A 25,420-nucleotide genomic window follows, 5' to 3' on the forward strand; every position below is an offset into this window, starting at 1 on the left:
TCCGCGATCTGCAACGCCTGCTCGACCGCGTACTCGTCCAGCTCCGACAGCAGGCCGTCCACGTCATCACGGTCGACGGTCAGGTCATCGGCGAAGTGCCGGTCGCCGGTGGCGTCAGGCACGTACTTCACGGTGACAACGATCCTCAAGCTCACGCCGGCTCTCCTACTGCATCGTCTTTACTGGGCTGCTGCCTTGCTCTGGCCACTGCCTTCTTGCAGGCAGCATAGGCGCCTGAAGAGGCGGATCCCGGTCGGGGCGGCCCGCGCTCCCACCAGAATATTACTCGCCAGTACACCCATTTCATTCCCACTAAGCAAGCGCTTTGAACTGTGACCTTCCCAACGCTCTGTAATCGGCGTCGGGAAGGCCGGACGGGAACTCTCAGTCGCGCAGAGCGTTGAAGCGACCCTGGTGGTAAAGCAGCGGCCGACCGGCCCCCGCGGGGTCGCCGACCACCGCCTCCGCGAGGACGATCCGGTGGTCGCCGGCCGGCACCCGCGCCGCCACCCTGCAGACCAGCCAGGCCAGCGTGCCGTCGAGCACGGGAACCCCCTCGGGCCCCTCGTACCACCGCGTGTCCCCGCCGAAGCGGTCGGCGCCGCTGCGCGCGAAGGTCGTGGCGAGGTCGAGCTGATGCTCGCCGAGTATGTGGACGCCGACGTGTTCGGCTTCGGAGACCGCGGGCCAGCTGGAGGCACCCGTACCGATGCCGAACGAGAGCATCGGGGGCTCAGCGGAGACCGAGACGAGCGAGGTGGCGGTGAAGCCGACAGGCCCGGCGGGGCCCTGAGCGGTGATGACCGCGACCCCCGCCGCGTGCTGCCGGAAGACGGAGCGCAGGAGGTCGGGTGAGGCGAGCTGGGGGGTACGGAGATCGGGCGTGGCCGTCATGGAATTGTCCTTCTGCAGGAGGTACGAGCGGTTCCGTGGCTGCTCAGCAGCCCGGACAGCGCGCACTTGCATGACGGGCGAGGTCCACGTGGACGCGCTCGTAGAGAAGGAGCTCCGGAGGCATGGGAGCAGGCTGGCGATAGGTGCGGGGTGCAGTCAAGTCCGTTCCGCGATGTGAAAGACGTCCGTGGGTCATGGCCCTCCTCCCCCGTGTCCCGTGACCTCACACGGCCTTGCCGAGGGCGGCGATCACATCGGCCCTGCGCGGCTGACCGGTCGCGCGCAGCACGATCCGTCCGTCCGCGTCGAGCACCAGCACGGTCGGCGTCCTGCTGATGCGCAGTTCCCGTACGAGATCGAGTTCGGCCTCGGCGTCGATCTCCACGTGGGAGACGCCGGGGACCATCGCCGCCACCTCGGAGAGGACACGGCGGGTCGCCCGACAGGGCTGGCAGAAGGCGCTGGAGAACTGCACGAGCGTGGCGCGTTCCCCCAGATCGTGCCCCGCCCACGTGCCCGGTCCCGACGGGACGATGCGGTCTCCCGCGTCGCGTATCCGCACGTCAGCCTCCCGCCCTCGCGTCATGATCCAATCGTCCCCGACTTCAGCGTCCCGGAGCCCGGGAACATTCCCCGACGTGACGAGAATCTCGCGCCTGCCGGGCACGATGGGTGGTCAGCCGTCCGTTCTTGGGGCACGATCTGCGCAACGCCGAAAAAACCTACGGCCGCGTAACTTCCCGCCGGGCACCCTCCCAGGCAGAAACGAAGGGTCACCCCCACCCATGGCAGAGCTTGTCTACCGTCCGGTCATCGGTGCCGCCAAAACGCTGTTCAAGGCATGGGACCTGAAGATCGACTGCAAGGGGTCGGAGAACATCCCTCGCACCGGCGGTGCGGTGCTGGTCAGCAATCACATCAGCTATCTCGACTTCATCTTCGACGGTCTGGCGGCTCTGCCGCAGAAGCGTCTCGTGCGTTTCATGGCCAAGGAGTCGGTGTTCCGTCACAAGATCTCCGGTCCGCTGATGCGCGGGATGAAGCACATTCCCGTCGACCGCAAGCAGGGTGAGACGGCCTATCAGCACGCGCTCGACTCGCTGCGCGCCGGGGAGATCATCGGCGTCTTCCCCGAGGCGACGATCTCTCCGTCGTTCACGCTGAAGACCTTCAAGTCCGGCGCCGCGCGCCTGGCCCAGGAGGCCGGCGTTCCGCTGATCCCGATGGCGCTGTGGGGCACGCAGCGGCTGTGGACCAAGGGGCAGCCGCGCAACTTCAAGCGCAGCCACATCCCGATCACGATCCGCGTCGGTGAGCCGGTCGGGGCACCGAAGGACCAGTTCGCGGGCGCGATCACCCGACGCCTTCGCGAGCGCTGCCAGGAGCTCCTCGAAGCCGCGCAGCGCGCCTATCCCGTACGCCCCAAGGGCCCGGACGACACGTGGTGGATGCCGGCGCACCTCGGCGGCACCGCGCCGACTCCGGCCGAGGTGAAGGCCGCCGAGGCGAGCTGAATCGATTACTCCGGGCGCTCGGACGCCCGCTCCGGCGCGTGGACGGTGAGCTGCGCGCCGGGGCTGAACTTCGCGAGCAGCTCGGCCAGTTCGGCGCCCGCTTCCTCGACGCCGGAGTCCGGACCCATCCCCTCCAGCAGGAAGATGGCGTTGACCGACTCCTCCGTGAGGCGGGTGCGCGGCCCCTGGCGCCAGTTCCAGCGGCGGCAGGTGACGCCCTCGTCGTCGCACCAGACGACCTCGCCCGCGTCCGGGTGCTCGACTGCCTGCTCCCCCGCGGCCATCGTGACGAAGTCCTCGGTGCCGTCGGCCCGCAGCAGGCGCATGCCGCCCTTGATGTGGTCCAGGTCCTCGCCGCCGACCGGGATCAGGTGGGCGACGCTGATCGCGTTGTAGACGTCGACGAGGGCGTTGATCCGCGGCAGGCCGCCGTCGGCGAGTGCGCGCTTGGCGAGCGCCTCGGCGGAGTTGCGGGTACGGGACGGCTTCGCGCCGAAGGCGGTGTAGGCCGCGCGCCAGGCCACCATGTGCGGGTCCTCGTGCGGGGGGCGCTCGCCGAGCCGCTCGGCGAGACGCCGCGCGGCCTCGTCGAGGAGGGCCGAGGTCTCGTCCGTGCTGGGCCCGTTGACGAGCCCGTGGGCCTCGATGGCGACGTGGGTGAAGCCGGGCGCGAGTGCGCGCACTTCGTCGGTCACGGTGATCTGGAAGGTCATCGTCTGCCTTGCGTTCGGGGTGTGGCGGTTCGGGTACGCGGTTGAGGCACGGGTTCCGGTGCCGCGGTTCAGAGTGCGTCGGGAAGGTGCTCCCACAGGTACGGCCGGTCCGGGGCGTTCTTCAGGGCGCACAGAACCGCCGCATGCGGTGCAGCATAGAGTACCGGATAGTCCACCTCACTGGACTCGATGTCCGCCACGAAGGCCAGCCGCTCGCCGTCGAGGGAGAACTGGGCATCGACCCCGGCCTTGTTCCCCCTGCAGTCAAGCCGGTGCCAGGCGCCCTTGAAACGGACAGCGACGAGACCGTGCACGCAGTACCCCGTGCCCGCGTCGTGCGTCAGACGCTGGTAGCAGAGCGCGGTGGGGATGTCCTCGGCCCGCAGCAGCGCGGCCAGGGCGTGGGACTTGGCGTGACAGATGCCCGTGCCCTGTTCCAGGACATCGGAGGCGCGCCAGGTCACGCGCGGGTCACCGCTGTCGGCGGAGTGCGGGATGGTGTCGCGCACGAACTCGTAGGCCGCGCGGGCGTATGTGTATGAATCCGTGGCCTGCGCGGCAAGGCGCGCGGCCGTCTCGCGTACGAGCGGATGGTGGTGATCGATGGCCTCGTCGGCGGCCAAGTAGGCGGAGAGGTCAGGGGTTTCCTGGATCAGCTGCATGCCACGGGAGCATAGAAATGCGACCGGCCGCCAGTCAATGCCTTTACGGTCGGTCGCATATCTATGCAGTCTTGCGGAGTGGCTAGCGCGCCATCTCCTCCTTGAGGGCCGCGACGAATCCGTCCACGTCCTCCTCGCGCGTGTCGAACGCGCACATCCAGCGGACGTCGCCCGCGGCCTCGTCCCAGAAGTAGAAGCGGTACTGCTTCTGCAGCCGCTCGCTCACGTCGTGCGGCAGCCGCGCGAAGACCGCGTTGGCCTGCACCGGGTAGAGGATCTCCACGCCGTGGACGGCACGGACCCCTTCGGCCAGGCGCTGCGCCATCTCGTTGGCGTGCCGGGCGTTGCGCAGCCAGAGGTCCTTGGCGAGCAGCGCCTCCAACTGCACCGAGACGAAGCGCATCTTGGACGCGAGCTGCATGGACATCTTGCGCAGATGCTTCATGTGGCTGACGGCGTCCTGGTTGAGGACGACGACGGCTTCCCCGAAGAGCGCGCCGTTCTTCGTGCCGCCCAGGGACAGGATGTCCACGCCGACCGCGTTCGTGAACGTCCGCATGGGGACGTCCAGGGACGCGGCGGCGTTGGCTATGCGCGAGCCGTCCAGGTGCACCTTCATGCCGAGCCCGTGCGCGTGGTCGCAGATGGCGCGGATCTCGTCGGGCGTGTAGAGCGTGCCCAGTTCGGTGTTCTGCGCGATCGAGACGACCTGCGGCATCGCCCGGTGCTCGTCGTCCCAGCCGAACGCCTGCTTGTCGATCAGCTCGGGCGTGAGCTTGCCGTCGGGCGTCGGCACCGTGAGCAGCTTCAGGCCGCCCATGCGCTCGGGGGCGCCACCCTCGTCCACGTGGATGTGCGCGGACTCGGCGCAGATCACCGCGCCCCACCGGTCGGTGATCGCCTGGAGCGCGACGACGTTGGCCCCGGTGCCGTTGAACACCGGGAATGCCTCGGCCGTCGGGCCGAAGTGACCGCGGATGACCTGCTGGAGGTTGGCCGTGTAGTCGTCCTCGCCGTACGCGATCTGGTGACCGCCGTTGGCGAGGGCGATGGCCGCGAGCACCTCCGGGTGGGCGCCCGCGTAGTTGTCGCTGGCGAATCCCCGCACGTCGGGGTCGTGGTGGCGGCGTGCGTCGGTCTTAGGAGGGTTCACGGCTTCTCTGTCACGCGTGTCGCGAGCGGTCACGGCTTCTCGGTCAGCCACAGGCGGGTTCCGTTCACTTCTCCGGCGGGCCGCTCCCAGACTCCGGCGATGGCCTCGGCCAGCTCCGTGACGTCCGTGAACCCCGCGAACTTCGCGTTGGGCCGCTCCGCGCGCATCGCGTCGTGCACCAGCGCCTTGACCACCAGGATGGCAGCCGCCGACGTCGGGCCCTGCTCGCCCCCCGCCTTGCGGAAGGCGTCGCCGAGGGCGAGTGTCCACGCCTCCGCCGCGGCCTTCGACGCGGAGTACGCCGCGTTGCCCGCCGTCGGCTTGGAGGCGCCGGCCGCGCTGATCAGGAGGTATCGGCCGCGGTCACTGCGCTGCAGGCCGTCCTGGAAGGCGAGCGTGGTGTGCTGCACCGTACGGATCAGGAGCTTCTCGAGCAGGTCCCAGTCGGCGAGGTCGGTCTCGGCGAAGTTCTTGCTGCCGCGCCAGCCGCCGACGAGATGGACCAGGCCGTCGATCCGCCCGAACTCCTTCTCGGTGCGGACGGCCCACTCCCGGGTCGCGCCGAGATCCAGCAGGTCGACGGTGTCGCCTATGACGGTGGCTCCGCCGTGCGCGTACCGCGCGGCGTCCACGGCCTCCGCGAGGCGCTCCACGTCGGCGTCGGACGCCACGACCGTGGCGCCGGCCTCGGCGAGCCTCAGCAGCGTGGCACGGCCCGCGGGACCGCCTGCCCCCGCGACCGCGACCACGGCTCCATCGAGTGCGGACATCGTCCTCGCCTCCTTGGTGCGGTTGCTCACGCGGCGACCTGCTCGACGCTCGCGGCGGTGATCCCCTTGGTTTCGGCGATCACGTGCTTGAGCTTCTTGGAGAGCGCCTCATAGAACATGCTGAGCGGAAACTCGTCAGGAAGCACGTCGTCGACGAGTTTCCTCGGCGGAAGCTGCACATCCAGGGCGTCGGGGCCCTTGGCCCAGCGAGATCCGGGGTGCGGCGCGAGGTACTGGGACACCAGGTCGTACGCGGCGAACCAGTGGACCAGCTTGGGGCGGTCGATGCCCGCGCGGTAGAGCTCCTCGATCTCTGCGCACAGCTGGTTGGTGACCTGCGGCGCGCGCTCCCAGTCGATCTTGAGCTTGTTGTCGGTCCAGCGGACGACCTCGTGCTTGTGGAGGTACGCGAAGAGCAGCTGGCCGCCGAGACCGTCGTAGTTCTTGACGCGGTCGCCGGTGACCGGGAAGCGGAACATCCGGTCGAACAGGACGGCGTACTGCACGTCACGCGCCTGCGGGACGCCCTCGGCCTCCAGCTTCACGGCCTCCTTGAAGGCGGTGAGGTCGCAGCGCAGCTCCTCGAGGCCGTACATCCAGAACGGCTGCCGCTGCTTGATCATGAAGGGGTCGAAGGGCAGGTCGCCGTGGCTGTGGGTGCGGTCGTGGACCATGTCCCACAGGACGAACGCCTGCTGGCAGCGGTCCTGGTCGCCGATCATCTCGCGGATGTCGTCGGGCAGTTCGAGCCCGAGGATGTCGACGGACGCCTCGGTGACGCGGCGGAAGCGGGCCGCCTCACGGTCGCAGAAGATGCCGCCCCAGCTGAAGCGCTCGGGGGCCTCGCGCACGGCGATGGTCTCCGGGAAGAGCACGGCCGAGTTCGTGTCGTACCCGGCGGTGAAGTCCTCGAAGGTGATGCCGCAGAACAGCGGGTTGTCGTAGCGCGTGCGCTCCAGCTCGGCCAGCCACTCCGGCCAGACCATGCGCAGCACGACCGCTTCGAGGTTGCGGTCGGGGTTGCCGTTCTGCGTGTACATGGGGAAGACCACGAGGTGCTGCAGGCCGTCCTCGCGGTGCGCGGCGGGCTGGAAGGCGAGCAGCGAGTCGAGGAAGTCCGGCACCTGGAAGCCGCCGTCCGCCCAGCGCCTCAGGTCCACGCCGAGCGCCTGGTGGTACGCGGCGTCGTGCGGCAGGAGCGGGGCGAGCTGCTCGATCCCGGATATCACGCGGTCGACGGCGAGTTCGGCCACGGACCGCGCCGGGGCACCCTCCGCGTCGAAGTCGATCGAGCCGTCCGCGGACTGCCACGGGCGGATCTCTTCCACGGCTTCCTTGAGCATCGGCCAAGCCGGGTGCTCCACGACCCTTCCCATGGGGGCACCCCCACTCACGGGAGGAACCGCACCTTCCGTAACCCTCTGCACAAGAATTTCCGTCACTTGTCAACCTCCACGGGAGAACCTCGCGTCAGAACACCGTATGTGTGCGAGGTTCCCCACCACAAGAGGAGGCTCGGGAAATTATCCTGTGACACCCCCAACATCACCGCTGATTTTCCTGCCGGACACCGTAGAGGCGACTGCTTCTGCCACTTCCGCCACCGCGGTCCGCGCATCGTCCAGAAGCCGCGGGAATCCCAGGAACCCATGGAACATCGACGGGTGGTGCCCCCGTGTCACCGGGACCCCCGCCAGACGCAGCCTGACCGCGTACGCGGCGCCCTCGTCGCACAGCGGATCGCAGCCCGCGGTGACGATGTGCGCGGGCGGCAGCCCGGCGACGTCCGCGCCCAGGGGTGAGGCGTAGGGGTGGCTGCCATCGCCGTGCGGGCCGAGGTACTGCTCCCAGAACCAGCGCAGGTGCGCGGCGGTGAGGAAGTAGCCGGTCGCGTTCGTCGTATACGAACCGCTGCCCTGCCCCGCGTCGAGCACCGGGTAGATCAACACCTGGAGCGCCACGGCGGGCCCTCCCCGGTCCCGCGCCATCAGGGCCGCGACGGTGGCGAGGCCGCCCCCACTGCTGTCCCCTGCCGTCACCACGGCGGCCGGATCGCCGCCGAGCCCGCCCGCCGCGGTCTGCGCCGCGGCCCAGCGCAGGGCCGCGTACGCGTCCTCGGTGGCCGCGGGGAAGCGATGCTCGGGGGCCAGGCGGTAGGCGACGGAGACCACGACGGCTCCGGAGCGCGCACAGAGGGTGCGGGCCGTGGCGTCGTGGGTGTCCAGGCCGCAGAGGGTGTAGCCACCGCCGTGGAAGAAGACGACGGTGGGGCGCGGATGGGCCTGCCCCGGCGGGTGATAGACGCGTACGGGCAGGTCAGGAGCTCCGGCGGGGCCGGGAATGCTCCGGTCCCCGACGGCACCCACAGCCGGCGCGGCCTTCCCGGTGGACGGCGTCGCGGCGAGGATGCGGCGGGCCTCGGCCGCGTCGGTCACGGTGCCGCCGAGGTCGGGAAAGGCGGCGCTCAGCGCGTCGACCAGGGGCCGTGCGGCCGGGGCGAGGCGGTCGCCGTCCGTACGCGCGACCTGCGGACGCGAGGCACGTGCGGGGTCCCCGTCCCAGCTCGCCGCCCTCATCCGGCCTCCTGGGCGCGGAAGTACGGGATGACCTTCTCGCCCCACTGCCGCAGGGTCTCCATGCAGGCCTCCTGCGGGACGGTGCCCATCTGGATGAGGCACATGATCTCGTCGGCGCCCGCGTCGCGGAGCCGTTCCACGTACGCGATGGCGTCGTCGGCGGTGCCATAGGCGTGATCGGCGTTGAAGGTGGCCGTGGAGGTGGGCCGTACCGGGATGTCGTGCTCGTGCAGCCGCGCGACGACCTGCTCGGCGGCCTCCCGCATCGCGGCCGCTTCGTCGGCCCCCTCGACCACGGCCTCGTCGGGGACGCCGGCGCCGCCGTACCAGTGCCCGATGGACTGCGCGAAGAACCGCTGGCCGCGGATGCCGACGCGCCGGGCGGCCTCACGGTCGTCGAGCACGATGGTCGGGCAGAGCACGGAGAAGTGGTCGTTGACGACGCCGGACACGAGGCGCGCGTCGCCGCGGCCCGCGATCGCCGTGTCGTACGCGGCCCGCATCTCGGCGATCGACTCGGGCCCGGCGAAGCCCATCACCAGTGCGCCGATGCCGAGTTCGGCGGCCTGCGTCAGGGTCTCGGTCCTGCTGCAGGCGAGAAAGAGCGGGGGGTGCGGGGTCTGCCGCGGCCGGGGCAGGATGGGGTGCGGATCGATGTCGAGCAGCGCGCCGTGGTGCTCCAGTTCCTCACTCGCCCAAGCCTTCCCGATGATCTGCAGCGCCTCCTCGACCTCCTGGGTCGTACGTTCCTTGTCGACGCCGCAGAGCGAGGTCTCCTGGAGCGTCCCACCGCGCCCAGCCCCGAGGTCGAGCCGCCCGCCGGACAGCAGGTCCAGCATGGCGGCGCGCTCGGCCACCCGCGCCGGGTGGTTGAAGGCGAACGGCATGCAGACCACGCCGTGGCCGATGCGGATGGTGCTGGTGCGCGCGGCGACCCAGGTCAGGAAGATCTCAGGGGCGCTCATGTGTGCGTACCACTTGAGGGAGTGATGCTCGACGGCCCAGACGCGGTCGAACCCCATCTCCTCGGCCAGGACGGCCTGTTCGACACTGTCATGGATGAGTTGATGCTCGCGCTCGACGGTGGGATCGGCGAGCTGCGCCTCGAATATGACGGAGAACTTCACGTGCCCTCCAGGGAGTTGAGCGGCTATGGGTGGGCACCCATGTTCCGAACAGTCATATGACTAGTCGTCAGGTGTCGAACTTGCAAGAGCGACAGCACCACGCGGCTCCCCGGTCGGCGGCAGAACACGGAAAACCCCGGGAGGGCCGTAACGGCCCTCCCGGGGAGGAGTGATCCTCAGGCGCGGGGTATCAGTTCGTGTTGAGCGTCAGGCCGTAGTACCGCAGCGTGTCGTCCAGCGGCTGGAAGTACGAGGAGCCCTGGTCGTTCACCCCGCCGCACGACTGGTTCGTCGGGCCGCCCGAGGTCATGCCCTGGGCCTGGTTGCCCGCGATGTACGCACCGCCGCTGTCGCCGCCCTCCACACACACCGTGGACCGGCCGAGGCCGCTGACCACGGTGTCCGGGCCGCCGTTGCGATCGGTGTAGGTGACGGACACGTTGTACGCACCGACCCGCCCGCACGTCCAGCCCGTCGTCGAGCCCGACTTGCACAGGGTCGCGCCGACCGCCGCGCGCTGACTGCCGCGCACCGGCACCGAGGCGCCGTTGCCCCAGGTACCGACCGCCGTGGTGATCGAGGAGCCCGACTCGATCGTCGCCAGGCCCATGTCCACGCTGTTCCGGCCGAGCGCGAAGCGAGTCGTGGAGCCGGTCGCGAACTTCGAGCCGTTGAAGTAGAGCCCCGGGTTGCCGACCACGCAGTGGCCCGCCGTGACGAGGTACTGCCGGCCTGCGGAGTTGCGTGCGCCGAAGCCGACCGAACACCACGAGCCGGCCTGGTTGTTGATGTTCATCCGGCTGCCCGGAGCGACGGCCGCCTTCGGCTCCAGCTCCTGCCCGCCCTTGACCACCCGGACGGCGTTCCCGAACTCGCGGGCCTCCTTGAGGAAGGCGCGCGCCGCCGGGGCGGTGGAGTCGGTCACGGTGACCTTGACCGTGTCGGAGGCCAGGTCCGCCTCCCAGGAGGCTATGCCGCTCGGGACCCGCTCGGCCGCCGCCGCGTCGAGGGCAGAGGTGACGCGCGTCAACTCCGCCTGCCCCCGGCTCGGTATGCGGGCGGTCAGGCCGGTGGCCTTCACCTGCGCCGCCGCACGGGACGCGGCGACGTTCACGGTCAGTTCGCCCTTCGCGTCGAAGAACGCACCGTCCGTCCGGACACCGTCGCGGTGCAGCCGGTCCAGTCTCCGCTGCTGGTCCGCCTGTTCGTCGAGACGCCGTACGGCGGCGGCCTCGCTGACACCGAGTGTGTCCGCCAGAGCCTCGATCATCTGCGGCTCGTAGCGCGGCGTCGGGGTGACGTCGGCGTGCGCGCCGGTGGCACCCGTCGTGACCACCAGGGCCCCGGCTGCCGCGGCAGCGAGGAGGTAATGCCGAACATGCGCCATGGGAATGCCTTCCAAGGGTAAGTGGGGGGTGGCATATGGATGTTCGGTACACCGGGGTGGGGTCAAATTGGTGCACCGAACATCCATCGGCGCCGTACGCGGGATTTCCCGGACCGCGCCGTTGGGCGAAACCTTCCCGTCACTTCGGGTGGCCGCACAAGGCATGGCGAGGCACCGGCCCTTAAGGCGAAAGAGGTAAACACTTAATGCGCGCCCGCAGACGTGGAGCGTGGGAGGAGCACCCCCTTCACGCGCACAGAGGAGCGCCCGCAAGCGGGAGTTGACCGCGCCTGAGCTGCCCGGCGACAACGCCCGTACGACACCATTCGGATGGCGGCCGGTGCCGACCCTCCGCTCACTCCGAAGCCAATACGTGACGCGGAATCGGCGTGACGGATATTGACGTACGCGGTCCGGCGGGGTTTGGTAGGCGAGGCGTCAGGCCGGGAATTCTTTTGTCCGTCGCCCGTGCCCGGCCATGTCCAGCGGTGACGCACACGGCATTCATCGGGCAGTTGCACCTGCTCCGGGAGTGCGGCGCGTCATCTGTCATGCCGGGAGGCGAAATTCGTGACGGTCTCATCCGGGCTGACGTCGGACAACTCGGAATCCGGTACGGGGGCGGCCTTTTCGACGGATCCCCCCGCCCCGTTCGCCGTCGCCCTGCGCGAGGCGGTACGCCGCCGCGGGCTCCCCCTGGACCGGATCTGCGAACGGCTCACCGCCCGGGGCATCCGGCTCACACCCGCGACCCTCAGCTACTGGCAGCGCGACCGCACCCGCCCCGAGCGCTCGGACTCACTGCGCGCCGTCGTCGCGCTGGAGAGCATCCTCAACCTGGCGCCCGGGGAACTCTCCGGGCTGTTGCAGTCCCAACGTCCGCGCGGGCGCCGTCCGGCCGTACGCGTCGACGAACACGCGACCCGCCGTCTCTACGGCCCGGAGTCCCGGCAGGAACAGGCACTCGGCGACGCCTTCCCACGCTTCAACCAGGGTGTCGCCATACTCCTCACCCGGGAAGTCCTGCACCTGGACCTGCGGGGCTGCGTCAGCCGACTGACCATCAACCACCTGGTCCGCGCCGTCTGCGACGGTCCCGACCGGCTGATCAACCTGCACTTCCTGGACGATCCCGACGCCGGACCGCCCGAAGCGACCGTCCACTGCGGACAGCTGGAATCGATGCGGCAGGACCCGGTCTCGGGCGGTCTGATGCTCCAGATCGGGTTCGGTCGACCGCTGTCGTTCGGCGAGACCACGACCATCGACTACGAGATCCGCACCGCGCCGCAGGGCCACCCGACGACGCTTCACGAGCGGGGCATACGCGGCAGCCAGGATGCCTACCTTCTCCAGGTGCACTTCCCCCACGAGCGGCCCCCGGCGATCTGCCACTCCTACTACCGGGAGAATGCCTCCGCCCAGCAGCGCAAGGTACGCCCCCTGACCGTGGACTCCTCCGGCGCGGCCCACCTGTACGCGGCGCAGTGCCGGCAAGGCATCTACGGCATGAGCTGGCAATGGCCGGACGAGGACTCCTAGGCCTTGCCCGGGCCTCTTCTGGGCCTCCCCCGGCCCTCACGCGGGCCGGGGCCCACACCACGTGGGTGCGGGCCCCGGATCACGCACCGGCGTGAGTCCCGTGGATCAGAGACCGAACTCCTGCGGGGAGAGGCCGAGCGCCACGCACGCCTCGCGCAGGACCTGCTCCTCGGCCGGGGCGATGTACCCGTCCGCACCGGCGACGACGAAGCCGGTCTGCACGACCGCCTTGGCCTCCATCGGCTTCTTCGCCGCCTTGGCGATCTCCTGCATGACCTCCGTCTTGCCCTGCAGGAAGTTGAACGACAGCTGGTCGACGTGCTTGTTGAACCGCTGCTGCAGCTGCTCCGGCGGGAAGTTCTTCAGGACGTCGTTCTGCAGGATCAGCGACTCCACGTGGCGCCGCTCGGCCGGGTCGACCGAGCCGTCAGCGGCGGCGACCAGGGCGCACATGGCCATGCTCGCGTCGCGGTAGGAACCGCTCTTGAGCTCCGTCTTGAGGGAGGCGAGCTGGGACTTGAGCACGCCCACGAGCTGCGCCTTGGACCCGCCCGACCCCGACCCCGAACCCGGCCGCCCGTGACCACCGGAGCTGCTGCGTCCTCCCTGCGACTGCTGCTGCAGACCCTTGGCCTGGTCCTTGATCCGGTCCCACATCGCCATGCGTGCCACCTCGGCTACCTGTTAGCTCGTCCGCGCGCGTTCCACGCGTCACCCTGCCAACGCCTCCCCACCCCGCGAAGTTCCGTCACGGATGTCCGAGGGGCCCTGTAACCGGTCAGGAATGAAGAAGCATGGGGCGCCCTGCCCTCTCTAGCGTGATGGACATGGCAAACATCGCATCCGTCACCCTCGACGTGGCCGACCCCACCGCCGCGCACCGCTTCTACACCACGGCCTTCGGTCTGGACGCGCAGCTGCGGCTGCGGGCCTCCGAGGAGCCCAGCACCGGATTCCGGGGATTCACCCTCGCGCTCACGGTGTCCCAGCCGGGCGACGTCAAGAGCCTCGTCGACGCCGCCGTCGCCGCGGGCGCCACCTCGCTGAAGCCCGTCACGAAGTCCCTCTGGGGCCACGGGGGCGTCGTACAGGCCCCGGACGGCACGATCTGGAAGGTCGCGACCTCGGCCAAGAAGGACACCGGCCCCGTCACCCGGCAGATAGACGAGATGGTGATCCTCCTCGGCGTCGCGGACATGGCCGCGAGCAAGCGGTTCTACGTCGAGCAGGGCCTCGCCGTGGCAAAGAGCTTCGGCCGCGTGTACTGCGAGTTCGAGGCGGCGTCCGGCGCCTTCAAGCTGGCCCTGTACCGGCGCCGCGCCCTGGCCAAGGACCTCGGCGTCTCCCCCGACGGCACCGGGTCGCACCGCCTCATGATCAACGGCGGTGACGCTCCGTTCGTCGACCTGGACGGGTTCTCCTGGGACGCCGCGGCGCCGGTACAGCGCACCCCGTCCGCGTGACGCGCTCGATTGCCCGAGGAGAATGGGGCACACGTTCCACGCCCTCCGCAGACAGGAGTCGCCCCATGTCCATCCGCCGCGCCATGCCCGACATCCGTTCCGACGCCATGGAGGAGAGCCGGGACTTCTACGGACTGCTCGGGTTCGAGGAAGTCATGAATCTTGGTTGGGTCATGACGCTCGGTTCTCCTTCCAACCCCACCGCCCAGGTCACCTTCATCAGCCACGACAAGACCGCTCCCGTCGTGCCCGACATGAGCGTGGAGGTGGACGACGTCGACGCGGTCCACGCGGCGGTGCGCGAGAGCGGCGCGGAGATCGTGCATTCCCTGCGGGACGAGGAGTGGGGGGTTCGGCGGTTCTTCGTACGGGACCCCAATGGCAAGATCATCAATGTGGTGAGCCATCACTGACGCGGTGATCCGGCCGCGCTCAGGCGTCGATTCCGCCCCGCTTGACCAACTGACTCGCGATCACGTTGCGCTGGATCTCGTTCGTGCCCTCGCCGACGATCATCAGCGGGGCGTCGCGGAAGTAGCGCTCCACGTCGAACTCGGTGGAGTAGCCGTAACCGCCGTGGATGCGTACGGCGTTGAGCGTGATCTGCATGGCCGTCTCGGAGGCGAAGAGTTTGGCCATGCCCGCCTCCATGTCCACGCGGCGGCCCGCCTCCGCCTCCCGGGCGGCGTACAGGGTGAGCTGGCGGGCGGCGGTGAGTGAAGTGGCCATGTCCGCCAGGTAGTTGCCGATCGACTGGTGTTTCCAGATCGGCTCGCCGAAGGTTTCGCGCTCCTGGGCGTAGGCGAGGGAGTCCTCGAACGCGGCCCGGCCGACGCCCAGGGCGCGCGCCGCGACCTGGAGCCGCCCGGTCTCCAGGCCCTTCATCATCTGCGCGAAGCCCTTGCCCTCGACCCCGCCGAGTACGGCGTCGGCCGGCGCCCGGTAGTCGTCGAACGACAACTCGCAGCTCTCCACGCCCTTGTAGCCGAGCTTGGGCAGGTCACGCGCGACGGTCAGGCCGGGACCGTGCTCGACGAGCAGGATCGAGATCCCCTGGTGGGCGGGTTCGGCGGCCGGATCGGTCTTGCACAGCAGGGCGATGAGCCCGGACCGGCGGGAGTTGGTGATCCAGGTCTTCGACCCGTTGATGACGTATCCCCCCGCGTCCGGTCCGGTGCCCACGTCCCTGCGGGCGGAGGTACGCATGGCCTGGAGGTCCGAGCCGCCGCCCGGCTCGGTGAGCGCCATGGTCGCCCGGAGCTCCCCGGTGGCCATCTTCGGCAGGTGGCGACGCCGCTGTTCCTCCGTGCCGAAGTGCGACAGCAGCTTCGCGACCACGGTGTGCCCGCCCATCGCACCGGCCAGGCTCATCCAGCCGCGGGCGAGCTCCTCGGTGACGAGGACGTAGCAGGGCATGGAGACCGGTGTGCCGCCGAATTCCTCGGGGACGGCGAGGCCGAAGATGCCGAGGCGCTTCATCTGCTCGATCAGGGCTTCGGGGTAGGTGTCGGAGTGCTCCAACTCCCTGACGACCGGCCGCACTTCCCGGTCGACGAAGTCCCGCACCGTTCTGACGACGAACCGCTCGTCCTCGGAAAGGATGTCGAGAGTGCTCATGCCGGGACGCTCCTCGTATACAAGCCCGTACCGGAGCGCGCGCGACGCATGACAAAGGCAAGGAGTGTTCGAACTCCTTGCCATGCTCAACATATAGCGCATGGGGGGCCTTGCGGCAAGGCCCCGGTCGTGACGCAGAATCACCGATCTCAGCCAGGAACCCAGCGAAATGAGAACAATGATTGACGTGATCGTGGTCGGCGGCGGACCCACCGGTTTGATGCTGGCGAGCGAGCTTCGGCTGCACGGTGTGCACACGGTGGTCCTGGAGAAGACGGCGCAGGCCACCCAGCAGTCCCGCGGGCAGGGCCTGCACGCGCGCAGCGTCGAGGTCATGGATCAGCGCGGCCTGCTTGACCGGTTCCTCGCGGTCAACGAGAAGTTCCAGGTCGGTGGATTGTTCGGCGGCATCATGAAGCCGTGGCCGGAGAAGCTGGACACGGCGCACCCGTACGGGGTGGCCACTCCGCAGCCCGTCACCGAGCGGTTGCTCCACGAGCGCGCGGTCGAACTCGGCACCGACATCCGTCGGGGCCGCGAGGTGGTCGGGCTCACCCAGGACGAGGACGGGGTGAGTGTCGGGCTCGCGGACGGCACCCACCTGCGCTCACGCTATGTCGTCGGGTGCGACGGCGGCCGAAGTGCCGTACGCAAGCTGCTCGGCGTCGATTTCCCCGGCGTGCCCGCCACGGTCGAGACCCTCCTCGGCGAAATGGAGGCGACCGCGGATCAGGCGGCCATCGACGCCGCCGTCGCCGAAGTCCGCAAGACCCAGCTGCGGTTCGGCCTCAGCCGCGGCGAGAACGGGGTGTACCGCATCGTCGTCCCCGCCGACGGGGTGGCCGAGGACCGCACGGCCGAGCCGACCCTCGACGACTTCAAGCGGCAGCTGCGGGCCCACGCGGGGACAGACTTCGGCGTGCACTCGCCGCGTTGGCTCTCCCGGTTCGGCGACGCCACCCGGCAGGCCGAGCGTTACCGGGTCGGCCGGGTGCTGCTGGCGGGCGACGCGGCGCACATCCACCCGCCGACCGGCGGGCAAGGGCTCAACCTCGGCGTGCAGGACGCGTTCAACCTCGGCTGGAAGCTGGCCGCGGCGGTCGACGGCTGGGCCCCGGAGGGGCTCCTCGACACCTACCACACGGAGCGGCACCCGGTGGGCGCCCGCGTCCTCGACAACACCCGTGCGCAGATCGCGATGCTCGGGTCCGACCCGGGTGCGACGGCGCTGCGGGAGCTGTTCGCCAAGCTGATGGACTTCGAGGAGGTCAACCGGTACGTGACCGGGATGATCACCGCGGTCGACGTCAGCTACGACTTCGGCGAGGGCCACGAACTCCTCGGGCGGCGCCTGCGGGACGTGGAGTTGAAGCAGGGGCATCTCTACGGGCTGATGCACGAAGGGCGCGGTCTGCTGCTCGACCAGACCGGCCGGCTCTCGGTCGCCGGGTGGGCCGACCGGGTCGATCACGTCGTCGACGTCAGCGAGGAACTGGACGTGCCCGCCCTGCTGTTGCGGCCCGACGGGCATGTGGCGTGGGTGGGTGAGGACCAGCAGGAACTGCTCGACCTGCTGCCCACGTGGTTCGGCGCGCCACGCCCCGCATAGGGAGACCGTGGCGCGCGTGCGGGACCGGCTCGTCCGCCGGCGCGGTGAACGAGCCCGGCCCTCAGCCGACCTGCGTGTGGAACTGCACGAGGCGTTGCTGGACGAGGTTCACCGTGCCGCGCTGACGGCCCGGCACACGGCGCCGCAACGCGACCAGGTCCGGGCCGAGTGCACGGACGGTGTCCGGGTCGCGGATCTGCTCCCACTGGTGGTGGGCCAGGTCCGCGGCGGCCTCGACATCAGGGGCGTCGGGGGCCTGGCCCGCCGTGAGCCGGGTGGAGACGACGGCGAGCCAGATCTCGCAGCTGCGTCCGGGGTCCTTGGCGAAGATCGCCAGATGCCCGCGGACCTCCATCCAGTGCACCACCTCGGGCGAGGAGGGCCCGTACGTACGCAGCGCCTCCTGCTCCCAGGCCGCGGCCATGGCCGCGGCCTCGCCGTGCCGTCCCGCCTCCACGGCCCGGGTGATGGCCGCGTGCGGGTCCCCACCGGGCACCCGCGGCGCCGAGGCGGGCGGCGCGTCGGAGGTCACGGCGGCGGGCGCCTGCTGCTGGGCAGGCACCGCCGCATGATGGGCGGACAGCGGCCCACGGTCGAGGGGGCCGCCGGCGGGGAAGGCCACGCGGGCGGGATCGGCGGAGAGCAGCATGACGTCGGCCGCTCCCTCCTCCGCCGTCTGGGCCGCGACGTGCTGATGCAGGTCCGGCAGCGGCGGCCGGTGCCCACTGCGCAGGACCGTCGCCAGGGCCTTCATGTACGAGGGCACCGCGACGGCACGCCTGCCCGGCGGCGGGGCGACGCGCCCGTACAGGGCCACGCCCACTCCCACGTCCAGGGGGCCCTGCGCCAGTTGCTGCCAACTGTCGGCGTCGGCGTGCAGATCGGCGATGACGGTCGTGCTGCCGGGTGGGCGCAGCCGCAGCTCCTGGGCGATCCAGTGCCAGGGGAAACCGGTGTAGCGCACCGTCGCCGCCGTCGTCCGCGCCAGGGCGACGTGCTGCTGTCGCTGACGGCGATCGAGATGCAGTTGCCCGACCAGGTACACGGTCAAGGGCCCCGGCGCCATCGCGGCCGCGCGCAGCCGAGTCAGCACGGTCTGCGGATCAAGCGGGTCCGCGAGCTCCACGACACTCGCGGTCGCGGTACCGGCGAGCACCGCCGGAGACACCGCCGCGAGCACGGGCAGCACGGAAGCCGCGTCCACCATACGGGCCTTGCCGACCGGCGCCGCCGCAATCAGCAGCGCGGTCCCGGGCACCGTCCCCTCCCCATCAGTCACCAGAGCACCGTATCCGCTGCTCATCCCGGAGGCGGCAGCGGTGTTCACCATTTCACCTCGACCGGGCAGCGGGCGGTGTCGCCGGAGCCTGCGGCCGCCGCCGGTTTCGGCGGGCGGCCGCGGCGCTCCCGGGGGCAGGCTCCCCCTGGTACCCCAGGAGCGGGCGTCCGCACCGACCGGCGCGCGGGGGCCGCGGGAGTGGCCCCTGACGCGTCGGCCGGCGGGACGAGCCGGTGTCCATGCGTCCGCTGCAAGGAAGTACGGACCCGGCAGCCTGAGTTGCCGGCGTTCCCGGCGCTCGGCGTCGAGCGTGGGCCGAGCGGTCGGACCGGCCCGGGGCTGGGGGCCGTCCTCGGCGTCAGCGTAGAACGAGCAGGCAGAGGTGGACAACGCCTTTCCGCCCTCCGGAACGACCTTGTGCCGGGCGCGACTTTGTCCGGCCGCCGGGGAAAACCGTCCCACGAACGAGTGGTTGAGGCCCGTGCCGTGCCGGAATCATTGGTTCCGCCGCGCGGCGTCCCTACCGTCCGGCCATGACTTCCCCACCGCACGCTCCTGGCGCTCCCCTGCCCGGCCCCCGTACGACGGCGGCGGCCCCCGCGACGACCACGGCCCCGGATCTGGCTCTGAGCACATGGATCGAGAAGTACCTGTTACCCACCCTCGGAGCCGGCGGCGCCCTGCTGTTCGGGCTGCTGACGATGGAGTACGACCAGTTCTACCGCGAGCTGGGCATGGCCCCCGGCGACGTGGGCCTGGAGTACTCGACCCGGCTGAGCGGGTCCGCGGGGCTCGTGCTGATGAGCCTCATCGCGTCCGCGACGCTCTTCGTCCTGGCCACCGCCTGCCTGTATGCCGTGCACCGTTTCGGCCCCCGGACCGCCCGGGTCCGTGCCGGTCGCTTGCGTACCGCCATGAGCCGGCCCGAGAAGCGCAGAACGGCCATTCTCGGCTGTTGCGCGGTGGGCATCGCCCTCGTCGGCGTGCTCGTCACCTACGTGGCCGACGAGATGGCGGACAGCGCCAAGGGCGGGAAGTGGGTCGAGCCCCTGCACTTCGGCCCCATCACCGTCCTGGCCGTCCGCGCGTATCCCGCGGATGTGCGCCTGTCGGTGAGGGACAGCGCCAAGGGCCTCGACCTGGGGGCGGTCGACACCGAGCACCTGCTCTACATCGGGCACGGGCCCAACACCGTGGTCCTCTACGACCACCGCAGCCAACGCCCCCTGTATCTGCCCGCCAAGGACGTCACCGTGACGACGTACAACTGCGAGACCTGGCGGGCCGAGAGACACAGCCGCTGTCGCGACTGAGCCGGAGGCGCGGGTGGCCGGCACGGGGTTCCGGAGGGCGATCGATTACTTTTCGAGAGAGCCGGGGTCTGTACCCCCGTGACCGCGATGATGAAGCGGCGACCATGACCGGACTTTCAGGAGAGCCTCAGATGCGTACGTTGATCAGCACCGCTTTCGTCTCACTCGACGGTGTCGTGGAGGCGCCGGGCGGCGAGCCCGGTTACCGGAACTCCGGGTGGACCTTCAAGGACGTGGAGTTCCTCCCCGAGGCGTTCGAGATCAAGGGCCGGGAGCAGCAGGAGGCCACGGCGATGCTGTTCGGCCGGGTCAGTTATGAGGCGTTCAGCCCCGTGTGGCCGGGCATGGAGGAGTTCGCGGACTACAAGGAGATGCCGAAGTACGTCGTCTCCACCAGCCTCGGTGAAGGCGACCTGGTGTCGGGCTGGGGCGAGACCACGATCCTGCGCTCGCTGGACGAGGTGGCCGCCCTGAAGAAGACCGAGGGCGGCCCGATCATCATGCACGGCAGCGCCGCCCTGAACCGGAACCTCTCCGACGCCGGGCTGATCGACCGCTACCACCTGCTCGTCTTCCCGCTGCTGCTCGGCGCGGGCAAGCGCCTGTTCAGCGACACGGACAAGGACGCCCAGAAGCTGCGGCTCGTGGAGCACGAGGCCTACGCCAACGGCCTGCAGAAGAACGTCTTCGACGTCGTCCACTGAGCCGCACGGAGCGTACGGGCCCCTCGGCCTCACTTGGACACGATGTGTCCGATCGGGTCGGGGTCGGCCGCCAGCGCTTCGCGCGCCGTCTGCCAGGCGCGGTCTCCGGGACGGAGTGCGCTGCGGAGATAGGCGCAGGTGAGGCGCTGGACCGCGGACACGCGCGCGGGGTTCTCGTCCGTGGTCTCGGCGACGTCGTACCCGGAGATCCCGCCGAACCCGTGCTCCGCCCCGAACAGGGTGAGCAGGGCCTTGGGGCCCGGCGCGAGGGCGTACGGATCGGCGTGCCAGTCCGGGCCCGCGACGGTCAGGTGGGCGGACTCGTCCTTGTCGCCCGCGACCACGAGGGCCGGCGTCGCCATGCCGGAGAAGTCCGTGGCCGAGAAGAAGGGGTACCTCTCGGCCACCTCGTCGGTGAGGGCGTCACCACCCCTGCCGGGCGCGCCGAGCAGGATGCCCGCCGTGACGCGCGGGTCGGCCAGGTCCACCTCCGTCCCGTCCTCCGGGTCGGTGAGCCGGGCGCCGAGCAGCAGGCTCGCGGTGTGCCCGCCCATCGAGTGCCCGGCCACCGCGACCTTGCCGCGGTCCAGGCGCCCTTGGAGCTGCGGGACGGCGGACTCGATCACGTCGAGCTGGTCGAGGACGCGCTTCATGTCCTCGGCGCGCGAGCGCCAGAACAGGGGCGCGCCCGGGGTGTCGGGGTCCAGGCTCAGCGTCCGGGAGCTCAGATGGGTGGGCTGGATGACGACGAAGCCGTGCGCCGCCCAGAAGTTGGCGAGCGGGGCGTAGCCGTTCAGCGAGGAGAGGTGGTTCGAGAAGCCCTGGCCGTGCGAGATGAGGACGACCGGCAGGTCGCTCCCGGTCACGGGGGCGGAGACCCGGACCTCCAGGTCCACGGCCCGGTCGGGGGTCGGCAGCACCACGGGGCTGACGGAGAGCACGGGGCTCGGCGAGCCCAGGAAGTCGACGGTGCGGGCCGCGCCGAGCGGGGCGGCTGCGGCTTGTACGGCGGGTATGGCATTCGATGCACTCATGGTGCGGGTTTCCCTTCGATGGCCTCCGTGCCGGTCCGTGCGGGCCGGCGGACGGGGAGGCGGGGAGGCAGACGGCCAGAGGCGGCCGGCTTCAGATATGCTGCAAGCGGAACGCTGTTCCGATTACGATACGGAACAGCGTTCCGCTTTGTCAACGACCCCCCGTCCACGGGAAGGAGAGCGCGATGCCCGCCGCAAGCAACTCCGGTGAGGTACCGGCCCGGAGCGCGCCCCGGAGCAAGCGGGCCGACGCTCGGCGCAACGAACAGACGCTGCTGGCCGCCGCCGCCGAGGTCTTCGTGACCTCCGGCGTCGACGCGCCGATCCGCGAGATCGCGGCCAGGGCGGGTGTCGGGGTGGGGACGATCTACCGCCACTTCCCGGCCCGGTCCGATCTCGTCGTCGCCGTCTACCGCCACCAGGTCGAGGCGTGCGCCGAGGCGGGCCCGGCCCTGCTGGCGGAAGCCGGCTCCCCGCTGACCGCGCTCCGCCAATGGGTCGACCTCTTCGTCGACTTCCTGGTCACCAAGCACGGGCTCGCCCACGCGATGCAGTCGGACAGCAGCGGCTTCGAGGCGCTGCACACGTACTTCCTCGACCGCCTGGTGCCCGTCTGCGAGCAGCTGCTGCAGGCCGCGGCGGACGCCGACGAGATCGAGCCGGGCACCCGCGCCCACGAACTCATGCGCGGCATCGGCAACCTCTGCATCGGGCACGACAGCGACCCCGACCGCTACGACCCGCGCCGCTTGATCGCGCTCCTCCTTCGGGGCCTGCGGCAACCGCAGCGGCCCTGACACCACCGGGCGCGCACCGGCCCGCCATGTCAGCACGCTCTCCTGCGAGTTCGCCCGGCTGAGCCTCAGACGTTCCGGCCGTGCTCACCCACCGCGACCCTGGCCAGCTTCGTCAGCATCATGCCGTTGCGGACCCCGATCACGTAGTCCACGGGCAGCCCGTGCATCCGGGTGCCGGGGCCCCGGAGAGGATGCCAGTCGAGGATCATCAGGGTGTGTTCGCCCCAGGGGACCAGGTTCATGGCGATGCGGGCCGCGCCGAGGGGGCCCGCCTTCGCCTCCAGCTGCAGGCGGCGCTCCGGTTCGCTGATGCGGACGACGCAGGTGTCGTCAAGGACCAGCCGTCCGACGCCGACCCGGACCTTCAGGCGGGCGCCCACCGCGGGCCAGTGCGGGTCCACGGCGAGGATCTCCTGGGTTCCCGTCACCCACTCCCCGTACCGACGGCCGTCGGACAGCAGACTCCAGACCTCTGCCGGTGAGGCCAGGATCAGACGGCGGTTCCGGGACACGCTGACCACACTCCTCCTGGGGGTTATGGGCCGATTTTTACACTTTGCCACCTGCCGCACCTTCCGAAGCGACCGCTGCCGGGCGCCGCGCCCTGTGCGAGGGTGACCGAAAGGGTGATCCCATCCCTCGAATGCCTCGGTCGCCCGGACCGTCTTGATCGCTTCGACCGCTTCGCACGCAAGGAGCCGCATGCCCACCGCAGCCGCCGCAGCGAGTCTGGCCCTGGACCTCACCTCAGGGCTGAAGGCACCTGATTTGGAGACGCTGTACCAGGATTTGCATCGCCACCCGGAGCTCTCCTTCCAGGAGCACCGCACGGCCGGACTCCTCGCCGGACGGCTGGGCGCCGCCGGGTACGCGGTGACCACCGGGGTCGGCGGCACCGGTGTCGTGGGCGTCCTGGAGAACGGCGACGGGCCCGTGGTGTGGCTGCGCGGCGACATGGACGCGCTGCCGGTCACCGAGATGACGGGGCTCGCGTACGCCTCCACCGTCGACGGAGTGATGCACGCCTGCGGCCACGACATGCACGTCACCTGGCTGACGTTCGCCGCCGAAGCACTGGCGGCCGCGCGGGACACCTGGTCGGGCACCCTCGTGGTGATCGGGCAGCCCGCCGAGGAGGCAGGCGGCGGCGCCCGGGCCATGGTCGCCGACGGGCTCCAGGAACGCTTCCCCCGCCCCGACGCCGTCTTCGGCCAGCATGTCGCCCCCGGTCCCGCGGGCTTCGTCTCCCATACACCTGGGCTGATCATGTCGGCCGCCGACGACGTGCACATCGTGGTGCCGGGGGTCGGCGGCCACGGCTCGCGGCCGGAGGCGGGCGTCGACCCCGTGGTGACCGCCGCGTACATCGTCACCCGGCTGCAGACCGTCGTGTCCCGTGAGGTCTCGGCGGCGGACTCGGTGGTCCTGACCACGGGGCAGTTCCACGCCGGTCAGCGGCCCAACATCATCCCCGCGGAGGCCCGGCTCGGCCTGAACCTCCGTACGCAGGACGTGAAGGTGCGCGAGCGGGTCCTGGCCGCCGTCCGCCGTATCGTCGAGGGGGAATGCCAGGCCGCCGGGTGCCCGACGCCACCCGAGGTGAACCTGGGTGCCGGCTTCCCGGCCACGGTCAACGACGCGGCGCTGGACGCGGAGATCGCGGCCCTCCACCGCGAACTGCTCGGCGCGCGGAGCGTGTTCGACTTCGGGCCCGCGATGGGCAGCGAGGACTTCTCGCTCCTCGTGCCCACCGGGGTGCCCTACGACTTCTGGTTCGTGGCCTCGACACCGCGGGACGCCTGGCACGCCGCCCCGGGGGAGGAACTCGGCGAGAAGATCACCGCGGTGCCGGGCAATCACAGTCCCCTGTTCGCCCCGGACCTCTCGGTCCTGCTGCCAGGCGTACGGACACTGGTGGGCGCCGCGCTGCACAAGCTGAGCGGCTGAGGCCGCCCTGAGGCCCTGACGGCCCGGGTGTCACGAGTGGTCCAGCAGCCGGTCGATGTCCGCCTCGTCGTAGCCGAGTTCGGCGAGTACGTCCCTGCTGTGCAGGCCGAGGGTGGGCGGAGCGGAGCGTACGGCGGGGCGCTCGCCGCGGAAGCTGACGGGGAAGGCGACCTGCCGGAGCGGGCCCACGTCGGGGTGGTCGACCTTCTGGACCATGCCGAGCGCCTCGGTCTGCGGGCAGTCGTAGACCTCGTCGAGAGTGCGGATCGGGGCGACGGGGACGCCGCGCTGCTTGAGCAGGCCGCACCAGTGGGCCACCGTGTCGTCGACGAGGACCGCCTCCAGCTTGGCGTTGAGGGCCTTGCGATGGGTGACGCGGGCGCGGTTGGTGGCGAAGCGCGGGTCGTCGGCCCACTCCGGGTGGCCGAGCGTCTCGCTCAGGCGGCGGAAGAGCCCGTCGCTGCCGACGGCGATCACGAAGTGCCCGTCGGAGGCGGCGTAGGCCTGGTACGGGACGAGGCTCGGATGGCCCGAGCCGAGACGGGTGGGCCGTTCCCCGGTGGCGAAGTAGCCCGTGGCCCAGTTGATGTGCAGGGCGAGCTGCGACTCGTACAGGGAGGTCGTGACGTACTGGCCGCGTCCCGTGCGCTCGCGCTCGACGAGGGCGGAGGTGACGCCGATGAGGCCGAAGAGCGCGGCGCCGAGATCACCCATCGCGTACCCGGCCTTGACGGGCGGGCCTTCGGGCTCGCCGGTGAGCGACATCAGTCCGGCGCTCGCCTGGGCGACCATGTCGTAGCCGGGCTCGTCGCGCAGCGGTCCGGTGTCGCCGAACGCCGAGATGTGGAGCAGCACCAGGCGGGGGTAGCGCTCGCTGAGCGCGCGGTGGTCGAAGACGTCGGCCAGGGAGCTGCCGGGGCGGAAGTTCTCCACCAGCACGTCCGCGTCGGCGAGCATCCGGTGCACGGCCTCCTGCCCCTCGGGGGACTTGAGGTCCAGGGTCACCGAGCGCTTGTTGCGGTTGGCCGCCAGGTAATAGGTGGCGTCGGGGCCGTTGAAGGGAGGGCCCCAGGCGCGGGTCGGGTCGCCGCCCCGGGGATGCTCGACCTTGATGACGTCCGCGCCGAGGTCGGCGAGGGACATCGTCACGTAGGGCCCGGCAAGGATCTTGGAGAGGTCCACGACCCTCGTTCCGGCCAGGGGGGAAGCGGGGCGGGGCTCATCGGGCATGTGCGGGGGCCTCCTCGGCCGTAGCGGGCGGGACCTGACCACCCTCTGCCAGTTCGGCCGGGTGGTCCAGGGCGGCGGGGGCGCTGCGC

General features: G+C 70.5%; 25 protein-coding genes and 1 pseudogene. 9 read left to right on the top strand and 17 right to left on the bottom strand.

Annotation, left to right across the window (positions count from 1 at the left end; genetic code table 11):
* From ACWGIH_RS26530 to ACWGIH_RS26540, 3 genes and pseudogenes are all read right to left on the bottom strand, one after another.
* Window positions 1-155 (bottom strand): annotated as a pseudogene (locus tag ACWGIH_RS26530) (electron transfer flavoprotein subunit beta); the annotation flags it as partial.
* Window positions 156-384: 229 nt separating this feature from the next.
* Window positions 385-894 (bottom strand): flavin reductase family protein, encoded by a 510-nt coding sequence (locus ACWGIH_RS26535; protein ID WP_453449678.1) that lies wholly within the window; start codon window positions 892-894, stop codon window positions 385-387.
* A 223-nt stretch (window positions 895-1,117) separates the two neighbouring features.
* Window positions 1,118-1,480 (bottom strand): TlpA family protein disulfide reductase, encoded by a 363-nt coding sequence (locus ACWGIH_RS26540; RefSeq protein ID WP_453449677.1) that lies wholly within the window; start codon window positions 1,478-1,480, stop codon window positions 1,118-1,120.
* A 199-nt stretch (window positions 1,481-1,679) separates the two neighbouring features.
* Here ACWGIH_RS26540 and ACWGIH_RS26545 point away from each other — a divergent pair, with 199 nt between their 5' ends.
* Window positions 1,680-2,408, top strand: a complete 729-nt coding sequence (locus ACWGIH_RS26545; protein WP_453449676.1) for a lysophospholipid acyltransferase family protein — start codon at window positions 1,680-1,682, stop codon at window positions 2,406-2,408.
* 5 nt (window positions 2,409-2,413) lie between these two features.
* Here the strand turns inward: ACWGIH_RS26545 and ACWGIH_RS26550 are convergent, their stop codons facing one another.
* From ACWGIH_RS26550 to ACWGIH_RS26585, 8 genes are all read right to left on the bottom strand, one after another.
* Window positions 2,414-3,121, bottom strand: a complete 708-nt coding sequence (locus ACWGIH_RS26550) for a B3/B4 domain-containing protein (RefSeq protein WP_453449675.1) — start codon at window positions 3,119-3,121, stop codon at window positions 2,414-2,416.
* 68 nt (window positions 3,122-3,189) lie between these two features.
* The gene (locus tag ACWGIH_RS26555) at window positions 3,190-3,783 is read right to left on the bottom strand and encodes a transglutaminase-like domain-containing protein (protein ID WP_453449674.1); all 594 of its coding nucleotides are present in this window, start codon (window positions 3,781-3,783) and stop codon (window positions 3,190-3,192) included.
* An 82-nt stretch (window positions 3,784-3,865) separates the two neighbouring features.
* Window positions 3,866-4,936, bottom strand: coding sequence for a threonine aldolase family protein (locus tag ACWGIH_RS26560; protein WP_453449673.1), 1,071 nt, complete (start codon window positions 4,934-4,936; stop codon window positions 3,866-3,868).
* A gap of 29 nt (window positions 4,937-4,965) precedes the next feature.
* Window positions 4,966-5,706 carry an SDR family NAD(P)-dependent oxidoreductase gene (locus tag ACWGIH_RS26565; RefSeq protein ID WP_453449672.1) on the bottom strand — a complete coding sequence of 247 codons (741 nt, stop codon included), beginning with the start codon at window positions 5,704-5,706 and terminating at the stop codon, window positions 4,966-4,968.
* Window positions 5,707-5,732: 26 nt separating this feature from the next.
* Entirely contained in the window at window positions 5,733-7,148 is a 1,416-nt protein-coding gene (locus tag ACWGIH_RS26570; RefSeq protein WP_453449671.1) for a DUF6421 family protein, read from the bottom strand.
* 81 nt (window positions 7,149-7,229) lie between these two features.
* A complete protein-coding gene (locus tag ACWGIH_RS26575) occupies window positions 7,230-8,282 on the bottom strand; it encodes an alpha/beta hydrolase fold domain-containing protein (RefSeq protein WP_453449670.1) in 1,053 nt (350 codons plus the stop codon).
* A complete protein-coding gene (locus ACWGIH_RS26580) occupies window positions 8,279-9,409 on the bottom strand; it encodes an LLM class flavin-dependent oxidoreductase (RefSeq protein WP_453449669.1) in 1,131 nt (376 codons plus the stop codon). The genes ACWGIH_RS26575 and ACWGIH_RS26580 overlap by 4 nt, the downstream gene beginning before the upstream one ends.
* Before the next feature lie 190 nt (window positions 9,410-9,599).
* Window positions 9,600-10,796 (bottom strand): S1 family peptidase, encoded by a 1,197-nt coding sequence (locus ACWGIH_RS26585; RefSeq protein WP_453449668.1) that lies wholly within the window; start codon window positions 10,794-10,796, stop codon window positions 9,600-9,602.
* Between the two features lie 570 nt (window positions 10,797-11,366).
* Between ACWGIH_RS26585 and ACWGIH_RS26590 the strand changes: the two genes are divergently transcribed.
* Window positions 11,367-12,338 (top strand): XRE family transcriptional regulator, encoded by a 972-nt coding sequence (locus ACWGIH_RS26590; protein ID WP_453449667.1) that lies wholly within the window; start codon window positions 11,367-11,369, stop codon window positions 12,336-12,338.
* A 105-nt stretch (window positions 12,339-12,443) separates the two neighbouring features.
* On the opposite strand, the gene ACWGIH_RS26595 is transcribed toward ACWGIH_RS26590, so the two are convergent.
* The gene (locus tag ACWGIH_RS26595) at window positions 12,444-13,001 is read right to left on the bottom strand and encodes a tellurite resistance TerB family protein (protein WP_453449666.1); all 558 of its coding nucleotides are present in this window, start codon (window positions 12,999-13,001) and stop codon (window positions 12,444-12,446) included.
* 164 nt (window positions 13,002-13,165) lie between these two features.
* On the opposite strand from ACWGIH_RS26595, the gene ACWGIH_RS26600 reads away from it, so the two are divergent.
* Entirely contained in the window at window positions 13,166-13,801 is a 636-nt protein-coding gene (locus tag ACWGIH_RS26600; protein ID WP_453449665.1) for a glyoxalase, read from the top strand.
* 65 nt (window positions 13,802-13,866) lie between these two features.
* Window positions 13,867-14,214, top strand: a complete 348-nt coding sequence (locus tag ACWGIH_RS26605; protein ID WP_453449664.1) for a VOC family protein — start codon at window positions 13,867-13,869, stop codon at window positions 14,212-14,214.
* A gap of 19 nt (window positions 14,215-14,233) precedes the next feature.
* On the opposite strand, the gene ACWGIH_RS26610 is transcribed toward ACWGIH_RS26605, so the two are convergent.
* Window positions 14,234-15,418, bottom strand: coding sequence for an acyl-CoA dehydrogenase family protein (locus ACWGIH_RS26610; RefSeq protein ID WP_453449663.1), 1,185 nt, complete (start codon window positions 15,416-15,418; stop codon window positions 14,234-14,236).
* Window positions 15,419-15,596: 178 nt separating this feature from the next.
* Here ACWGIH_RS26610 and rox point away from each other — a divergent pair, with 178 nt between their 5' ends.
* On the top strand, window positions 15,597-17,027 hold the full coding sequence (gene rox / locus ACWGIH_RS26615) for a rifampin monooxygenase (RefSeq protein ID WP_453449680.1): 1,431 nt from the start codon (window positions 15,597-15,599) through the stop codon (window positions 17,025-17,027).
* A 61-nt stretch (window positions 17,028-17,088) separates the two neighbouring features.
* Here rox and ACWGIH_RS26620 read toward each other — a convergent pair whose 3' ends face one another.
* On the bottom strand, window positions 17,089-18,285 hold the full coding sequence (locus ACWGIH_RS26620; RefSeq protein ID WP_453449679.1) for a hypothetical protein: 1,197 nt from the start codon (window positions 18,283-18,285) through the stop codon (window positions 17,089-17,091).
* Window positions 18,286-18,839: 554 nt separating this feature from the next.
* On the opposite strand from ACWGIH_RS26620, the gene ACWGIH_RS26625 reads away from it, so the two are divergent.
* Window positions 18,840-19,619 carry a hypothetical protein gene (locus tag ACWGIH_RS26625; protein ID WP_453449662.1) on the top strand — a complete coding sequence of 260 codons (780 nt, stop codon included), beginning with the start codon at window positions 18,840-18,842 and terminating at the stop codon, window positions 19,617-19,619.
* Window positions 19,620-19,750: 131 nt separating this feature from the next.
* Entirely contained in the window at window positions 19,751-20,323 is a 573-nt protein-coding gene (locus ACWGIH_RS26630) for a dihydrofolate reductase family protein (RefSeq protein WP_453449661.1), read from the top strand.
* Between the two features lie 29 nt (window positions 20,324-20,352).
* Here ACWGIH_RS26630 and ACWGIH_RS26635 read toward each other — a convergent pair whose 3' ends face one another.
* Window positions 20,353-21,357, bottom strand: coding sequence for an alpha/beta hydrolase family protein (locus ACWGIH_RS26635; protein ID WP_453449660.1), 1,005 nt, complete (start codon window positions 21,355-21,357; stop codon window positions 20,353-20,355).
* Between the two features lie 185 nt (window positions 21,358-21,542).
* Here ACWGIH_RS26635 and ACWGIH_RS26640 point away from each other — a divergent pair, with 185 nt between their 5' ends.
* Entirely contained in the window at window positions 21,543-22,154 is a 612-nt protein-coding gene (locus ACWGIH_RS26640) for a TetR/AcrR family transcriptional regulator (protein WP_453449659.1), read from the top strand.
* 65 nt (window positions 22,155-22,219) lie between these two features.
* On the opposite strand, the gene ACWGIH_RS26645 is transcribed toward ACWGIH_RS26640, so the two are convergent.
* Window positions 22,220-22,666 carry an SRPBCC family protein gene (locus tag ACWGIH_RS26645; protein ID WP_453449657.1) on the bottom strand — a complete coding sequence of 149 codons (447 nt, stop codon included), beginning with the start codon at window positions 22,664-22,666 and terminating at the stop codon, window positions 22,220-22,222.
* A 190-nt stretch (window positions 22,667-22,856) separates the two neighbouring features.
* Here ACWGIH_RS26645 and ACWGIH_RS26650 point away from each other — a divergent pair, with 190 nt between their 5' ends.
* Window positions 22,857-24,101 (top strand): amidohydrolase, encoded by a 1,245-nt coding sequence (locus ACWGIH_RS26650; RefSeq protein ID WP_453449656.1) that lies wholly within the window; start codon window positions 22,857-22,859, stop codon window positions 24,099-24,101.
* Window positions 24,102-24,131: 30 nt separating this feature from the next.
* On the opposite strand, the gene ACWGIH_RS26655 is transcribed toward ACWGIH_RS26650, so the two are convergent.
* Window positions 24,132-25,331: a CaiB/BaiF CoA transferase family protein gene (locus ACWGIH_RS26655; protein WP_453449655.1), complete on the bottom strand. Its 1,200-nt coding sequence runs from the start codon at window positions 25,329-25,331 to the stop codon at window positions 24,132-24,134.
* Between the last annotated feature and the right edge of the window lie 89 nt (window positions 25,332-25,420).

This window comes from Streptomyces sp. NPDC054872 (genome assembly GCF_053610705.1).

Excerpts from the sequence above, each read along its gene's own strand:
- ACWGIH_RS26535 (WP_453449678.1), bottom strand. The coding sequence starts at position 894 with ATGACGGCCACGCCCGATCTCCGTACCCCCCAGCTCGCCTCACCCGAC.
- ACWGIH_RS26540 (WP_453449677.1), bottom strand. The coding sequence starts at position 1,480 with ATGACGCGAGGGCGGGAGGCTGACGTGCGGATACGCGACGCGGGAGAC.
- ACWGIH_RS26545 (WP_453449676.1), top strand. The coding sequence starts at position 1,680 with ATGGCAGAGCTTGTCTACCGTCCGGTCATCGGTGCCGCCAAAACGCTG.
- ACWGIH_RS26550 (WP_453449675.1), bottom strand. The coding sequence starts at position 3,121 with ATGACCTTCCAGATCACCGTGACCGACGAAGTGCGCGCACTCGCGCCC.
- ACWGIH_RS26555 (WP_453449674.1), bottom strand. The coding sequence starts at position 3,783 with ATGCAGCTGATCCAGGAAACCCCTGACCTCTCCGCCTACTTGGCCGCC.
- ACWGIH_RS26565 (WP_453449672.1), bottom strand. The coding sequence starts at position 5,706 with ATGTCCGCACTCGATGGAGCCGTGGTCGCGGTCGCGGGGGCAGGCGGT.
- ACWGIH_RS26575 (WP_453449670.1), bottom strand. The coding sequence starts at position 8,282 with ATGAGGGCGGCGAGCTGGGACGGGGACCCCGCACGTGCCTCGCGTCCG.
- ACWGIH_RS26585 (WP_453449668.1), bottom strand. The coding sequence starts at position 10,796 with ATGGCGCATGTTCGGCATTACCTCCTCGCTGCCGCGGCAGCCGGGGCC.
- ACWGIH_RS26595 (WP_453449666.1), bottom strand. The coding sequence starts at position 13,001 with ATGGCGATGTGGGACCGGATCAAGGACCAGGCCAAGGGTCTGCAGCAG.
- ACWGIH_RS26600 (WP_453449665.1), top strand. The coding sequence starts at position 13,166 with ATGGCAAACATCGCATCCGTCACCCTCGACGTGGCCGACCCCACCGCC.
- ACWGIH_RS26605 (WP_453449664.1), top strand. The coding sequence starts at position 13,867 with ATGTCCATCCGCCGCGCCATGCCCGACATCCGTTCCGACGCCATGGAG.
- ACWGIH_RS26610 (WP_453449663.1), bottom strand. The coding sequence starts at position 15,418 with ATGAGCACTCTCGACATCCTTTCCGAGGACGAGCGGTTCGTCGTCAGA.
- rox (WP_453449680.1), top strand. The coding sequence starts at position 15,597 with ATGATTGACGTGATCGTGGTCGGCGGCGGACCCACCGGTTTGATGCTG.
- ACWGIH_RS26625 (WP_453449662.1), top strand. The coding sequence starts at position 18,840 with ATGACTTCCCCACCGCACGCTCCTGGCGCTCCCCTGCCCGGCCCCCGT.
- ACWGIH_RS26630 (WP_453449661.1), top strand. The coding sequence starts at position 19,751 with ATGCGTACGTTGATCAGCACCGCTTTCGTCTCACTCGACGGTGTCGTG.
- ACWGIH_RS26635 (WP_453449660.1), bottom strand. The coding sequence starts at position 21,357 with ATGAGTGCATCGAATGCCATACCCGCCGTACAAGCCGCAGCCGCCCCG.
- ACWGIH_RS26640 (WP_453449659.1), top strand. The coding sequence starts at position 21,543 with ATGCCCGCCGCAAGCAACTCCGGTGAGGTACCGGCCCGGAGCGCGCCC.
- ACWGIH_RS26650 (WP_453449656.1), top strand. The coding sequence starts at position 22,857 with ATGCCCACCGCAGCCGCCGCAGCGAGTCTGGCCCTGGACCTCACCTCA.
- ACWGIH_RS26655 (WP_453449655.1), bottom strand. The coding sequence starts at position 25,331 with ATGCCCGATGAGCCCCGCCCCGCTTCCCCCCTGGCCGGAACGAGGGTC.